11 protein-coding genes are annotated in these 13,495 nt (G+C 72.1%); 1 reads left to right on the top strand and 10 read right to left on the bottom strand.

Features of this window, described 5'->3' with window-relative positions; genetic code table 11:
• Positions 1 to 37 precede the first annotated feature (37 nt).
• The 10 genes from J2Z30_RS14930 to J2Z30_RS14975 form a co-directional block, all read right to left on the bottom strand.
• Positions 38 to 796: a (2Fe-2S)-binding protein gene (locus J2Z30_RS14930; RefSeq protein WP_044567931.1), complete on the bottom strand. Its 759-nt coding sequence runs from the start codon at positions 794 to 796 to the stop codon at positions 38 to 40.
• A complete protein-coding gene (meaB, locus tag J2Z30_RS14935) occupies positions 789 to 1,787 on the bottom strand; it encodes a methylmalonyl Co-A mutase-associated GTPase MeaB (RefSeq protein WP_044567932.1) in 999 nt (332 codons plus the stop codon). The genes J2Z30_RS14930 and meaB overlap by 8 nt, the downstream gene beginning before the upstream one ends.
• Complete coding sequence (gene scpA / locus J2Z30_RS14940) at positions 1,787 to 4,015, bottom strand: methylmalonyl-CoA mutase (protein ID WP_044567933.1); 2,229 nt, start codon at positions 4,013 to 4,015, stop codon at positions 1,787 to 1,789. Before scpA ends, meaB begins: the two co-directional genes overlap by 1 nt.
• On the bottom strand, positions 4,015 to 5,898 hold the full coding sequence (gene mutA, locus J2Z30_RS14945; protein WP_044567934.1) for a methylmalonyl-CoA mutase small subunit: 1,884 nt from the start codon (positions 5,896 to 5,898) through the stop codon (positions 4,015 to 4,017). The genes scpA and mutA overlap by 1 nt, the downstream gene beginning before the upstream one ends.
• A gap of 299 nt (positions 5,899 to 6,197) precedes the next feature.
• Positions 6,198 to 7,460 carry a cytochrome P450 family protein gene (locus J2Z30_RS14950; protein WP_044567935.1) on the bottom strand — a complete coding sequence of 421 codons (1,263 nt, stop codon included), beginning with the start codon at positions 7,458 to 7,460 and terminating at the stop codon, positions 6,198 to 6,200.
• A 194-nt stretch (positions 7,461 to 7,654) separates the two neighbouring features.
• Entirely contained in the window at positions 7,655 to 8,872 is a 1,218-nt protein-coding gene (locus J2Z30_RS14955) for an MAB_1171c family putative transporter (protein ID WP_078956481.1), read from the bottom strand.
• Positions 8,832 to 9,494, bottom strand: a complete 663-nt coding sequence (locus tag J2Z30_RS14960; protein WP_052701203.1) for an ImmA/IrrE family metallo-endopeptidase — start codon at positions 9,492 to 9,494, stop codon at positions 8,832 to 8,834. Before J2Z30_RS14960 ends, J2Z30_RS14955 begins: the two co-directional genes overlap by 41 nt.
• Positions 9,481 to 10,008, bottom strand: a complete 528-nt coding sequence (locus tag J2Z30_RS14965; RefSeq protein WP_044567936.1) for a helix-turn-helix domain-containing protein — start codon at positions 10,006 to 10,008, stop codon at positions 9,481 to 9,483. The genes J2Z30_RS14960 and J2Z30_RS14965 overlap by 14 nt, the downstream gene beginning before the upstream one ends.
• A 280-nt stretch (positions 10,009 to 10,288) precedes the next feature.
• Complete coding sequence (locus J2Z30_RS14970; protein ID WP_020866352.1) at positions 10,289 to 10,459, bottom strand: hypothetical protein; 171 nt, start codon at positions 10,457 to 10,459, stop codon at positions 10,289 to 10,291.
• A gap of 181 nt (positions 10,460 to 10,640) precedes the next feature.
• Positions 10,641 to 10,922, bottom strand: coding sequence for a hypothetical protein (locus J2Z30_RS14975; RefSeq protein ID WP_044567937.1), 282 nt, complete (start codon positions 10,920 to 10,922; stop codon positions 10,641 to 10,643).
• Positions 10,923 to 11,083: 161 nt separating this feature from the next.
• Between J2Z30_RS14975 and J2Z30_RS14980 the strand changes: the two genes are divergently transcribed.
• Positions 11,084 to 13,408 (top strand): glycosyl hydrolase family 95 catalytic domain-containing protein, encoded by a 2,325-nt coding sequence (locus tag J2Z30_RS14980; protein ID WP_044567938.1) that lies wholly within the window; start codon positions 11,084 to 11,086, stop codon positions 13,406 to 13,408.
• Positions 13,409 to 13,495: the final 87 nt, after the last annotated feature.

A 13,495-nucleotide genomic window follows, 5' to 3' on the forward strand; every position in this document is an offset into this window, starting at 1 on the left:
TCGCCCACCGTATCGGCCCATCGGGAGAGCGTCCGCCTCACCCCGGCGGCCCGCCCCCACTCCCCCGCCCCGGCGCCTCGTGCAAGACGCAGTCGCCGCACAACCCGCCACCCGGCACCCGGTAGTAGAGACAGCAGGTGCGGCGCCGGTAGCCGAGCGGCGCGGTGCTCAGGGTGCCTGCGTCGCGCAGCGGCGGGTGGTCGAGCTGGGCGCGCGCCAGCTCCACGGCCCGGTCCGCCGCCTCGGTGAGGCCGCGCGCCCGGCACCAGTCGTGCAGCACCCGCACCGAACCGATCAGCGCCGAGGCCTCGTTGCCCCACAGCAGCCGTCCCGAGACCCGGTACGCCCGCTCGACGGCACGGTGCAGCGGCATCAGATGGACGGACGCCGCGGTGCCCAGCTGACCGGCGAGTCCGCCCGGTTCGCCCATCACGGACAACACGCCGGGCCACCACAGGTCGTCGGGGGCGACCCGCCCGGGGTTCCACCACAGCCGGTCGGGCCGGAGGTGGGGCACCGCGCCGGAGAGGGCCGCAGGGCCGAGCGCGAGCGACCACACCCGGGCGGCGAGCCCCTGGAAGACGAGCGAGGCCGCGACCCTCGGCTCATCGGTGCGCAGGCTCGCGGCGACCGCCTCGACACGGGCGCGCAGCACCGGCCCGGCGGCGCCCGTTCCGGTCAGCCGGTACGCCTCGCCGATCCGCGCGTACCCCTCCGCGCTCGGATCGCCGCTGCCGGTGCGCAGCGCGAAGAACGGCCCGACCCGCGCCGCGTCCGGCAGCGGCGCCTCATCCACCGTCGGCCGGGCCCTGGAACGCCTCCAGCAGCCGGTCCGCCGCCAGCGTGGCCGTCAGCGCGCCCTCACGGACCCGCTGCTCCAGCTCGGGCCCGAGCCGCCGCACCTCGGGGTGGGCGTGCAGCCGCGCGAGCAGCTGGTCGCGCACCATCGACCAGGTCCAGTCCACCTGTTGGTCGCGCCGCTTGGCGTGCAGCGCGCCCGTGGCCTCCAGCACCTGGCGGTGCTGCTCCAGGCGCTCCCACACCACATCGAGCCCGATGGACTCGCGGGCGCTGCAGGTGAGCACCGGCGGGTTCCAGGGCGCGTCCGGCGGCTGCAACAGCCGCAGCGCGCCCGCCAGTTCACGGGCCGCCGACTTCGCATCCCGCGCGTGCGGTCCGTCGGCCTTGTTGATGGTGACCACATCGGCCAGCTCCAGGACGCCCTTCTTGATGCCCTGGAGCTGATCGCCGGTGCGGGCCAGGGAGAGCAGCAGGAAGGAGTCGACCATGTTGGCCACCGCGGTCTCGGACTGGCCCACGCCCACGGTCTCCACCAGCACCACGTCATAGCCCGCGGCCTCCATGACGACCATGGACTCGCGGGTGGCGCGGGCGACCCCGCCCAGCGTCCCGGCGCTGGGCGAGGGCCGTACGAAGGCATCGGGGTCCACCGCCAGCCGCTCCATCCGGGTCTTGTCGCCCAGGATGGAGCCGCCGGTGCGGGTCGAGGAGGGGTCGACGGCCAGGACCGCGACCTTGTGGCCGACCCCGGTGAGCATGGTGCCCAGGGCGTCGATGAAGGTGGACTTGCCGACACCGGGCACCCCGCTGATGCCGATCCGCCGGGCCCCGCCGGTGTGCGGGAGCAGCTCGACCAGCAGCCGCTGTGCGAGGTCGTGGTGGTCGGGGCGGGTGGACTCGACGAGCGTGATCGCACGCGCGATGTACGCGCGCTTACCGTCGAGTACGCCCTTGGCATACTCCTCGATGTCGATCGTCCGTGGCATTACAGCTCGTGGCCGAGGTCGGCAGCCAACTTCCGCACCAGGTCGTGGGCGGCGTCCGGGATGACCGTGCCCGGCAGGAAGACGGCGGCCGCGCCGGCCTCGTGCAGGGTCTGGACGTCCTGCGGCGGGATGACCCCGCCGACCACGATCGTGATGTCCTCGCGCCCCGCCTCGGCCAGTTGCTCGCGCAGCGCGGGCACCAGCGTCAGGTGGCCTGCCGCGAGCGACGACACGCCGACGATGTGCACATCGGCCTCCACCGCCTGCCGCGCGACCTCCTCGGGGGTCTGGAACAGCGGGCCGACGTCGACGTCGAAGCCCAGGTCGGCGAAGGCGGTGGCGATCACCTTCTGGCCGCGGTCATGCCCGTCCTGGCCCATCTTGGCGACCAGGATGCGGGGGCGGCGGCCCTCCTCGCGCTCGAACGCCTCGACCAGCGTGCGGGTGCGGTCCACGCCGGACGACGGTCCGGCCTCGTCTCGGTACACACCGGCGATCGTACGGATCTGGCCGGAGTGGCGGCCATAGACCTTCTCCAGCGCGTCGGAGATCTCGCCGACGGTGGCCTTGGCGCGGGCGGCGTCCACGGCCAGCGCCAGCAGATTGCCCTCCAGACCGGGGCCAGGCCCGGACTCGGCGGCCGCGGTCAGGGCGCGCAGCGCGTCCTGGCAGACGGCCTCGTCGCGCTCGGCGCGCAGCCGCCGCAACTTCTCGATCTGCTGGGCGCGCACCACGGAGTTGTCGACCGCGCGGACCTCGATCGCCTCATCGCTGTCGACCCGGTACTTGTTGACGCCGATCACCGGCTGGCGCCCGGAGTCGATCCGCGCCTGGGTGCGGGCCGCCGCCTCCTCGACGCGCAGCTTGGGGATGCCCGCGTCGATGGCCTTGGCCATGCCCCCGGCCGCCTCGACCTCCTCGATGTGCTGCCAGGCCCGCCGCGCCAGGTCGTACGTCAGCTTCTCGACGTACGCGCTGCCGCCCCACGGGTCGATGACCCGGGTGGTGCCCGACTCCTGCTGGAGCAGGATCTGGGTGTTGCGGGCGATGCGCGCGGAGAAGTCGGTGGGCAGCGCGAGCGCCTCGTCCAGGGCGTTGGTGTGCAGCGACTGGGTGTGGCCCTGGGTGGCGGCCATGGCCTCCACACAGGTGCGCGCCACGTTGTTGTAGACGTCCTGGGCGGTCAGCGACCAGCCGGAGGTCTGCGAGTGGGTGCGCAGACTGAGCGACTTGGGGTTCTTCGGGTCGAACTGCCTGACCAGCTTGGCCCACAGCAGCCGCGCCGCCCGCAGCTTGGCGACCTCCATGAAGAAGTTCATGCCGATGGCCCAGAAGAACGACAGCCGGGGCGCGAAGGCGTCCACGTCCATCCCGGCGTCCATACCGGCCCGCAGGTACTCCACACCGTCGGCGAGGGTGTAGGCCAGCTCCAGATCGGCCGTGGCCCCGGCCTCCTGGATGTGGTAGCCGGAGATGGAGATGGAGTTGTAGCGCGGCATCCGCTGCGAGGCGAAGGCGAAGATGTCGGAGATGATCCGCATCGACGGCTGCGGCGGATAGATGTAGGTGTTGCGGACCATGAACTCCTTGAGGATGTCGTTCTGAATGGTCCCGGCCAGCTTCTCGGGCGGTACGCCCTGTTCCTCGGCGGCCACGATGTAGAGCGCGAGCACGGGCAGGACCGCGCCGTTCATCGTCATCGACACGCTCATCCGGTCCAGCGGGATGCCGTCGAAGAGCTGCCGCATGTCGTAGATGGAGTCGATGGCCACGCCCGCCATGCCGACGTCACCGGCGACCCGGGGGTGGTCGCTGTCGTAGCCCCGGTGGGTGGGCAGGTCGAAGGCGACCGACAGGCCCTTCTGACCGGCCGCGAGGTTGCGGCGGTAGAAGGCGTTGGACTCCTCGGCGGTGGAGAAGCCCGCGTACTGCCGGATGGTCCAGGGCTGGTTGACGTACATCGTCGGGTACGGGCCGCGCAGATAGGGCGCGGCGCCGGGGTAGGTGCCCAGGAAGTCGACGCCCTCGAGGTCCTCGGCGGTGTAGAGCGGTTTGACCCCGATGCCCTCGGGGGTGTCCCACACCAGGTCCTCCACGCCCTTGCCCGCGCCGTTCTGGAACGCGGCGGCCCAGTCACCGGAGCTGGGCACCGGGCCTTCGGCCGGTCCGTCCAGATCGACCGCCGAGAAGTCCGGGATCTTCCCGGGCTCCGTCGGAGAGCCCGTCATCACGCCACCCCCATGGTGTCCAGAGCCGAGGAGAGCACCTCGACCGCGTCGCAGCCCGCGAAGACGTATCCGTCCACTCCGGCCCGCTCGTACTCGTCCCTGTGTGCCCCCGGCCGTCCGGCCAGGTAGACCCGGGCCGCCCCGGCCGCCTTCAGCCGCTCGGCCACGGCGGCCGCCTCCTCCGCGTACAGCTTGTCGCTGGAGCACAGGCAGGCCACCCGGGCGCCGCTGGCGGTGAACGCCTCGGCGACCGTCTCCGGGGTCACGGTGACCGGCTCGTGAACCGCCTCGATGCCGCCCGCCTGGAAGAGGTTGGAGGCGAAGGAGGCGCGGGCGGTGTGCGCGGCGGCGGGGCCCAGCGCGGCCAGGAAGATCCTTGGCCGGCCGCCCTCGGCCGCCAGCCGGGCGTCGGAGCGGGTGCGCAGCGCCTCGTACGCCTCGTCGTGGCGCACCCTCGGCAGTCCGCCGTCGGGCTGCTCGGGCGCGGGGTCGCGCTCGACGGGCCGCTCGGCGAGGTTCGGGAACTCGCTGACGCCGGTGATCGGCTTCTTGCGGCGGGCGAGGGCACGGGCGCGGCGGGCCCAGGTCTCCGCGAGCCGGTCGCGGACCAGCCCGGAGGCGAGGGCCGCGGCCATGCCCCCGGCGCGCTCGATCTCCTGGAACCAGGCCCAGGCGGCGCGGGCGACGTCGTCGGTGAGCTTCTCGACGTACCAGGAGCCGCCGGCCGGGTCGATCACCCGGGCCAGATGCGACTCCTCCAGCAGGATCGTGGAGGTGTTGCGGGCGATGCGCCGGGCGAAGTCGTCGGGGAGGCCGATGGCGCTGTCGAAGGGCAGCACGGTGACCGCGTCCGCGCCGCCGACGCCCCCGGCGAGGGTGGCCACGGTGGTGCGCAGCATGTTCACCCAGGGGTCGCGCCGGGTCATCATCACCGGCGAGGTCACCGCGTGCTGACGCTGGGCGCGCGCCTGTGAGGGCGCGCCGCACGCCTGCGCCACGCGCGCCCACAGGCGCCGGGCGGCCCGGAGCTTGGCGATGGTGAGGAACTGGTCGGCGGTGGCCGCGTAGCGGAACTCCAGTTGCGCGCAGGCGGCTTCGACGCTCAGCCCCTCCCCGGTGAGGGTGCGCAGATACGCCACGGCGGCGGCGAGGGAGCAACCGAGCTCCTCGGCGGCGCCGGCGCCCGCCTCGTGGTACGGCAGCGCGTCCACGGCGAAGGCCCGCACCCCCGGGTGGTCACGGTCACAGGTCAGCGCGAGGTCGGCGGCGGCGGCCAGCTGCCCGGCCAGGCCCTCGTCGCGTCCGGTACGGGCCGCGAGCCCCAGCGGGTCCGCGCCGAGATTGCCGAGCGCGGCGCCGGGCGGCACCTCGCGGCCGGCGTAGAGCCGCAGCAGGGCGCGGGCGGCGTCCTCGAAGTCGGCGCCCGCGTCGAGGGCGACGGTGGCGAGGTCGAGATAGACCCCCTTCAGCGCCTCGGGCAGGGCGTCCACGGGCACCCCGGCCGCGCCGACGGCGAGCCAGACCGAACCGGCGCCGTTCTCCAGGTCGGCGAGGATCGCCTGGTTGGTGCGCGCCGGATCGGGGTGGGCGTGGCGCTGGCGGACGTCCCAGCCGGATACCGCGGAGCCCTCGGCCCGGCCGCCGCGCACGAAGGGCGCGAAGCCGGGGAATCCGGCGTCCCCCGGGGCGTCGGCGGCGGTGTAGAGGGGCTGGACGGTGATTCCGTCCTCGAGTGCGGTCGCGAGGGCCTCTTCGGCCTCGGCGCCCACGGCGTCCGAGGTGCCGGTTTTACGCAGCACGCCTTCGACGAGGTGGCGCCATTGGTCTCGCGTCACTTCCGGGAAATCGTCGGCTAGGGGAAGCCCGTCGGGCAGGACCGTCATAGGAGGAGGCTAATGGGGTCCGCTAAAGCCGGAGCAGTGGTTAGGGCTGTGAGCTTACTCTCTAGTGATCTATGAGGTGAGTCCTAGGGATTTCAGGGGTGGCGACGGCCCACGGCCGGGGTGTGTGAGGCGGATGGGCCCGCCACGGGGCCGCGGGACATGTGCTCGCTCCGTCGCCGACGACCCGGACGCACAGAGGCCCGCCCGGTGCGACGGGGGATGCACACCGGGCGGGCTCGAAGACCTTTTTACCGCATCGGCGGGGGGTTATGCATCAAAAACCTGTTCGCTTCCTCCGATCACCATGCGACAGGCAGCGAGATCAGGCCACGCGCGCGGATCGTCGGCCGCCACCGGAGCCGCTCCCTCGGGACGTCCAGCCGCAGCCCCGGGAAACGGCGAAGCAGCGCGGCCAGAGCGGTTTCCATCTCCATTCGGGCCAGCGGCGCGCCGAGGCAGTAGTGGATGCCATGGCCGAGCGCAAGGTGACCGGACCGGCCAAGATGTGGATTGAACTCGTCCGGATCCTTGAAGTGGGCCGGGTCACGGTGGGCCGAGGCCACCGACAGCAGCACGGTCTCCCCGGCGGGAATGGTCACCCCGCCGATCTCGATGTCCTCCAGCGGGAAGCGGCGGATCCCCAGCGACGCCGGGCCCTCGTACCGCGCCAGCTCGTCGAATGCGGCCGCGAGACCGCTCGGATCCTCGCGCAGCTCCTGGAGGACCGTGGGGTGGTCGAGCAGGGTGAGCACCGAATTGGCGATGAGATGGACGGTGTTCTCGTACCCCGCGAGGAGGATGAGGAAGGCGAGCGAGGTCAGTTCGTCCTCGCTGAGCCTGCCGCCGTCGCCGTCGCCGTTGCCGTCGCCGTCGCCCCCACCGTCCCCGGCCTCGTCGTCCCGGACCCGGATCAGATCCGAGAGCAGATCGTCCGCGGGCTCGGCGCGCTTCTTCGCGATCAGCTCGGTGTAGAAGCGCAGCATGCTGCCGACCGCTTCCTTCGCCGCCCGCGGCCGCGCCGGATCGGGGGTGATCAGGGCGTCGCTCCAGGCCCGGAAGTCGCGCCGGTCGCGCTGCGGGACGCCGAGCAGATCGCAGATGACGATGATGGGCAACTGCCCGGCGTAGGCGGCCAGGAGGTCCGCGCGGCCGTCGGACTCGATGGCGTCGAGCAGCTCCTCCGCGACTCGCCGGACCGGTTCGCGCATCTTCTCCACCCGGCCGGGGGTGAACGCCTTGACCACCAGCCGGCGCACCCGGGTGTGGTCCGGCGGGTCCATGTTGAGCAGATTGGTGTCGAGGGCGGGCGGCAGGGAGAAGCCGCTGTAGTTGCCCGGCGCGGCGTGGCGCTTGTCCAGGGCGATGCGCGGATCGGCGAACAGCCGCCGCACATCCTCGTAACGGGTCACCAGCCAGGCGGGGCGTCCGTCGGTGCCGGCGATCCGGTGGACCGGGCCGGCCTCGCGCAGCTTGGCCAGGGCCGGGTAGAGATCCTCGATCAGCGGGGCGGTGTCAACGAGCTCCGGGCCGTCCGTTCCGGCGGCGTTCGCGGTGTTCTGCATGGATCCCGACTCTAGGCCGTGGCGTCCCCGGTGCCTGGACGGGTGGGCCATTCCAGCCCGTCCAGGCGATGTGCACGCCGGTCGTGAATAGTGGTGGCCGGGAGGCGGCGCCGGGGCTGAACCTCCCCGGCGCCGCCTGTGCCACGGGCGGCCCCGACCCCCGTCCAGGGCCACCTCGTCTGTGATCCCCCCGTTCACCGCCGCTGGGCGGCGGTCTCCTCTCTCAGTTCCGCGAGTACCTCGTCCACCAGCGGCAGGTGGTAGACGTCGGCGACGCGGGCCAGATGCTCGTGCTCCTCCACCAGTTCGGCCCCTGTCGTCATCACCACGCTGTCCGCCGCGGACTCCGGCACATGTCCGTCTGCTTGATTCAGCAAACCGCGTCTGAGCGCCGCTGCTTCCACTACGGCAGCAAGTTGCCAATCGTCGAGTCGCGCCGCGCCGCCCTTGACATGCGCAATCTCCAGCGCGCGGGACTCCACATGACGCCGTACGCCGCGCTGGACGTCCCGGATCTCCGCCATCTGGCGGTTGGCCCGCCACTCCAGATCCGCGAACGGCCACCAGCCGGTCCAGCCGGACTGCCCCATGGACACCTCGGGGGCCTGCTCGGTGACCTCCCGCCACAGCGGCCGCAGCCTCCGGAAGCGGCGCCACGCGGAGGCCCTCGGGCCCACGGCGGGGATGGCGAAACCGGCCAGCACCAGGAGCGCCGCGACGGACGCGGTCAGCGGGGCCACTCCATTGGACAGCCAGTACAGCTCATGGCCCGCCCAGGAGAAGACGAAACCGATCAGCTTGCAGGCACAGTACGCCAGTCCCAGCCAGCATCCGGCGGCCAGCACCCGCAGCCCCCGGGCCAGCCATGACCCGCGCAGGCTGGCGGCATAGCGCGGGCACAGGATGCCGAGCCCCGCCAGACCGGCTCCGAAAATGGCCAGATACAGCACCAGGAAGAGGACCACTCCGGGGGCGTCGGCGTAGGCGGTGCTGAAGTCGCGGGGGTGCTCCACGGCGTCCGGGCGGCCCACCGCGAAGCCGACGACCGCCACCGTCCACGCCACCGCCACGGCGGCGACCACCGCGCGGGTCGGCACCGCGGAGCCCGTCCAGCGCAGCAGCAGCACCAGGGCACCGGTGGCGAACACCACGACGGAGGAGTAGAGGAAGACCATGGCGAGATTGGCGACGCCCACCAGCCCGTCGAACCAGCGGTAGACGCTGGGCGCGGAGAGCAGGAACACGTTCGCCACGGCCGCGGTCATCACACACGCCAGGCCGAGATCGGCGTTGGCGCGGTCGCGGAACCAGGCGCGGGCCTTGTAACCGGCCATCGCCCAGGCGGCGGCGCCGAAGCACAGATAGACGAGGTCAAACACCGGCGTCACCGCCCGGTTCGCCGCGTACGCCATCGGTACGGTCCACCCCGTCGGTGCGCACATGGCGCAGCGCCGGGCCCAGCGCCGCGGCGAGTTCGGCCGCCCGGCCCCGGAGCGGCAGCCCGTGGTCCGGCGAGGTCGGCACCACGCGCTCCATCAGGAGGGTGCCCAGCACCTCGGTCTCGCGCTCGGTGAGGTTGTCGTAGCAGTGGTGACGGGCGAAGTCCGGGGTCATCCCCAGCCGGCGCATCGCGGTGGTCACGTCGACCGACGGCGTCCACATCCGCAGCGCGTCCTCGGTGACCGCGGGGTCCTGCTCGTGCCCGAGCAGCAGATGGCCGATTTCATGCAGCACGATATGGATCTGGTGCCAGGGGGACGTCCTGAGCTCATAGAAGATCCAGTAGTCCTCGTCGGTGGAGGCGGTCATGCCCGAGACCACACCGCCCAGGCTCATCGGCACCAGATGGACGGGGCGTCCGACGCGGCGGGCCACGAGGTCGCACAGACCGGGCAGGTCGGTCGAGGCGGGCAGCCCGAGCTCCTTGATGAGCTGCTTGCACCGCCGCCGCATCCGGCCCACTCGCATGTCTGTACCACCCTCGTTTCCGGTCCGCCGCCAGGAGGAGAACAGTTCCGGGTCATCGGCGGCCATTCGTCGCCTCGCCGTCCGGACCGCCCGAACCGTCCGCCTCTCCGGCGCCGTTCGTACCGGGCGGCTCGGGCGGAAGGTTCATCTGCTGCCGGAACTGGGAGATGATCGTGGTGAGACTGTCCTGGACCTCTGGCGGGAGGCCCACGGAGCGCAGCGCGATGCTGCGGACCCGCTTGTCGCGCATGGCGACGAGGAACCGTACCTCCTCTTCGACCCGCTCCGCCTGCGAAGGCGACAGATCGCCCAGCAGATAACCGACGGGCACGGCGAAGAACTTGGCGAGCGCCCGCAGCACATCCGGGCTGGGGTTGGTGCGCCTGCCGTTGCGCAGCATCGACAGATACTGCTCGGTCAGGCTCACCCCGCCGTACTCCTCGCCGCCGCTGATCTCCTCGGCGACATGCGCGTTGGTGTACGGCGCGCCCGGCGGGTGCATGGTGGTGAACAGGTAGTTGAGCCGGTCCGCCAGCGGGCTGCCGGTCGCGTCCGGTGACCTGTCGGCACCCGCTGCCATCTGCGCCCCCTCACGGCTGCTCCCGGGCTCGCACACCCTCACGGTTGGTTAAGGCGGACGACGCCGTGCGATGCATCCTGCCATGTGCCTCGCGGGGCACACCAGTCCGGTGCCGCATTACGGGGGTGGAGGACTTAACTACCAGTTGGTAGCTGAGCCGGAAGGGTGATCCATCGGACGAGGGAGGCGACCGGTCGACGGCCGGGATGTCCGCTTGTTGCCAGCGGCCGCGGCCGGACGACCGGTGTCCTCCCTCGCTCTCAGCGCATGCGCCGGGCCATCAGTCCACGCTCTGGAGGATGTGCGGCTCGGCGAGGTCGTCCTCGTAACCGGCGAGTCGGATCGGCGCGGAACGCGCCCATACCTCCAGACTGCCCACCTCGGCGGCCTGCACGAACCGCCCGCTGTTATCGGCGCGCGCGTCGTCGCTCTGCGTTTGTTCGGGGGTCACCGCACACTCCCTCGTGTCGGCTGAACCGGATCTGTCGTCAGATTAACCAGCGTCCGAACGCTCCGCGCGTCGATTCTCAGGGAGTGGACAACGAGCCGCCGTCGGAACCGCGTTCCGCGCCCGGTGGCCGCGGGGGGCCATCCGTGGTGAGCTGGTACGTACGAGACCCACCGAACACGTCTCACTTGGTGGACAGCGCGGGTACTGGAGCGCGGTCATGGCCCGTGCCCGCGATGCGGTGGTGTCCGTCGGCCAGCGGGACGATCAGGAAGCACCCGTACTCGCTGTCGGCCGAGGGGGCCGACGGCGGCGCGTCGACCCGCCGCGACGGCGGCGCCGGGCTGATCGCCAGGGGGCGGGAAGCGGGCTCGTAACCCGCCCGCCTCCGGACCAGGAGATCCGAGGTCTTGCGGCGCCAGCCCTTCTGGTGGCGCCATTTCGGCCTGCCACCCCTGTCGTCCATCCGATGTTTATGACGCCCGAGGGGTTCCAGTTCCGCCACAGGGGCTGCATCATGCCCGAGGGGTTCAGATCGAGGAACCTCAGGCATGTACGTGACCGCCGCCGCGCCCCGCCGCCCCCGCCGAAGAACGCCCGCACCCCGGTTCACACCCCTGGAGCGTCATGTCATCCGCACCCACCAGAAGGACCGTCGTCGGCACCGCCATGGCCGCGGGCGCCGCCGCCGGACTCGCCGGCCCGGCCACCGCGTACGCCGCCGAGCCGCAGGCCCCCGCCGCGGCCGCCCGCCCCGCGGGGGACCCCTGGGCCACGGTCCTCGACGACGCCGACCTGGTGTGGCAGAAGATGCCGCAGACCTGGTACGAGGGCCCCTTCCTCGGGAACGCCCTGCTCGGCTCGGGCATCTACGCCGAGCCGGGCGACGGACACGCGGTGCGCTTCAATGTCCAGCACAGCGAGGTCCAGGACCACCGGCCGGAGTTCGGCTCCCTCTTCGGGCTCGCGCGGCTGCCCATCGGGTACTTCACGCTGGAGCCGGTCGGTGCCATCACCGCCGTCGACTGGCGGCTGCGGCTGCGCGACGCCGAGCTGACCGGGACCATCACCACGGACAAGGGCACGCTCACCCTCCGCGCCCTGGTGCACAACTCACGCTCCGTCATGGCCATCGAGGTGACCCCGAGCGCCGGTGAGGCCGCGTTCCGCTGGGTGTTCCACCCCGCCGAGGCCATCAGCCCGCGGGTCGACTTCAAACCCGTGCCCGACGGCTACACCGGCAACCCCCCGGCCGTCGTCGAGGACCACCACGGCGTCCAGGCCGCCGTGCAGCCGCTGCTCGCCGGCGGACAGCATGTGACGGCCTGGCGGGAGCGGACCCGCGCCGGGCGGCGGACGCTGTACGTCACCGTGGCCCACTCCCACCCCAGGCGCACCGCGCGCGACCGCGCGCTCAAGGACATCGGATCCGCCTCGGCGCTCCCCTACGACGCCCTCGCGCCCACCCATCGCGCTTGGTGGCACGCCTACTACCGGAAGAGCTTCCTCTCCCTCCCCGACGCCCGGCTCCAGCGCTTCTACTGGATCCAGCTGTACAAGGTGGCCGCGGCCGCGCGCGCCGACGCCCCCGTGATGGCCACCTCGGGACCCTGGCTGGAGTCCACCCCGTGGCCCGCCACCTGGTGGAACCTCAATGTGCAGCTGGAGTACTGGCTGATCCACGGCTCCAACCACCTCGAACTCGACGCGGTGACCCGGGCGCTCGGCGAATTCCGCGACAACCTCTCCAACCAGCTCGACGCCCCGTACCGCAAGGACTCCGCGGGCATTCCCCGCACCACCGACATCCACCTGATCAACGGCGGCGCGGTGGCCAATGGCGGCTTCGCGGTCGGCATCCCCGGCCAGGACCCGCCCACTCCCGAGGTCGGCAACCTCACCTGGGCGCTGCACAACGTGTGGCTGACGTACCGCCACACCATGGACGAGTCGGTGCTGCGCGAGGTGGTCTACCCACTGCTGCGCAAGGCCATCGCCTACTACCTCCACTTCCTCACCCCCGGCAGCGACGGCAAGCTGCATCTGCCCGCCACCTTCTCGCCGGAGTACGGCGTCAACGCGCCCGACTGCAACTACGACCTGATGCTGCTGCGCTGGGGCTGCGCCACCCTCCTGGACTCGGCCCGGACCCTCGGGGTCAAGGACCCCTCCGCGCCGCGCTGGCGGGAGGTGCTGGCCAAGCTCACCCCGTACCCCGTCGACGAGAACGGCTTCATGATCGGCGCGGGGGTGCCCTTCGCCAAGTCCCACCGCCACTACTCCCATATGCTCGCCGTCTATCCGCTGTACGAGGTCACCTGGGAGGACCCCGCCAAGCGCGAGCTGATCGAGACCTCCCTCAACCACTGGGTCGGCTTCGAGGGCGCGCTCCAGGGCTACACCTTCACCGGCGCCGCCTCGATGTCCGCGCAGATGGGGCGTGGTGAGGACGCGCTGAAGTACCTGGGTGAGCTGATGAGCCGCTTCATCCAGCCGAACACCATGTACAAGGAGTCCGGCCCGGTCATCGAGACGCCGCTGTCCGCCGCGCAGTCGCTGCACGACATGGTGTGCCAGAGCTGGGGCGGGGTGATCCGGATCTTCCCCGCGCTGCCCGCCGCCTGGGGTGAGCTGATGGTCCACGACTTCCGCACCCAGGGCGCCTTCCTGCTGAGCGCCGCCCGCGAGGACGGCCGCACTCGCTGGGTGCGGCTGCGCAGCGAGGCGGGCGCGCCCTGTGTCGTACGGCACTCCCTGGACCGGCCCATCGAGGTGCGGGACGGGCGCGGGCGGCGGCTGCCGTACGAGACCGTGGGCGCGGGCACGATCCGGATCGCGCTCACCAGGGGCCAGGAGGCGATCATCACCGCCCGCGGCGACCGCCCGGACCTGACGGTCCGCCCGGTCGAGGCGGGCGAGCCGGCGCCGCGCTGGGGGCTCCCCGCGTCCTGAACCGCGTGCCGAACCACGTGCCGAACCGCGTCCCGGACCGCGCCCACGGTCTCCCGGCCGGGCCCCGGTCGCCGACGGATGACGCGT

The sequence above is a fragment of the Streptomyces iranensis genome (assembly GCF_017874715.1).
Classification (GTDB): Bacteria; Actinomycetota; Actinomycetes; order Streptomycetales; family Streptomycetaceae; genus Streptomyces; species Streptomyces iranensis.

What these genes read in the sequence shown, in the direction of transcription:
- J2Z30_RS14965 (WP_044567936.1), bottom strand. Translation starts at nt 10,008, where the DNA reads ATGGCAGCGGGTGCCGACAGGTCACCGGACGCGACCGGCAGCCCGCTG.
- J2Z30_RS14950 (WP_044567935.1), bottom strand. Translation starts at nt 7,460, where the DNA reads ATGCAGAACACCGCGAACGCCGCCGGAACGGACGGCCCGGAGCTCGTT.
- mutA (WP_044567934.1), bottom strand. Translation starts at nt 5,898, where the DNA reads ATGACGGTCCTGCCCGACGGGCTTCCCCTAGCCGACGATTTCCCGGAA.
- scpA (WP_044567933.1), bottom strand. Translation starts at nt 4,015, where the DNA reads ATGACGGGCTCTCCGACGGAGCCCGGGAAGATCCCGGACTTCTCGGCG.
- J2Z30_RS14960 (WP_052701203.1), bottom strand. Translation starts at nt 9,494, where the DNA reads ATGGCCGCCGATGACCCGGAACTGTTCTCCTCCTGGCGGCGGACCGGA.
- J2Z30_RS14980 (WP_044567938.1), top strand. Translation starts at nt 11,084, where the DNA reads ATGTCATCCGCACCCACCAGAAGGACCGTCGTCGGCACCGCCATGGCC.
- meaB (WP_044567932.1), bottom strand. Translation starts at nt 1,787, where the DNA reads ATGCCACGGACGATCGACATCGAGGAGTATGCCAAGGGCGTACTCGAC.
- J2Z30_RS14975 (WP_044567937.1), bottom strand. Translation starts at nt 10,922, where the DNA reads ATGGACGACAGGGGTGGCAGGCCGAAATGGCGCCACCAGAAGGGCTGG.
- J2Z30_RS14955 (WP_078956481.1), bottom strand. Translation starts at nt 8,872, where the DNA reads ATGGCGTACGCGGCGAACCGGGCGGTGACGCCGGTGTTTGACCTCGTC.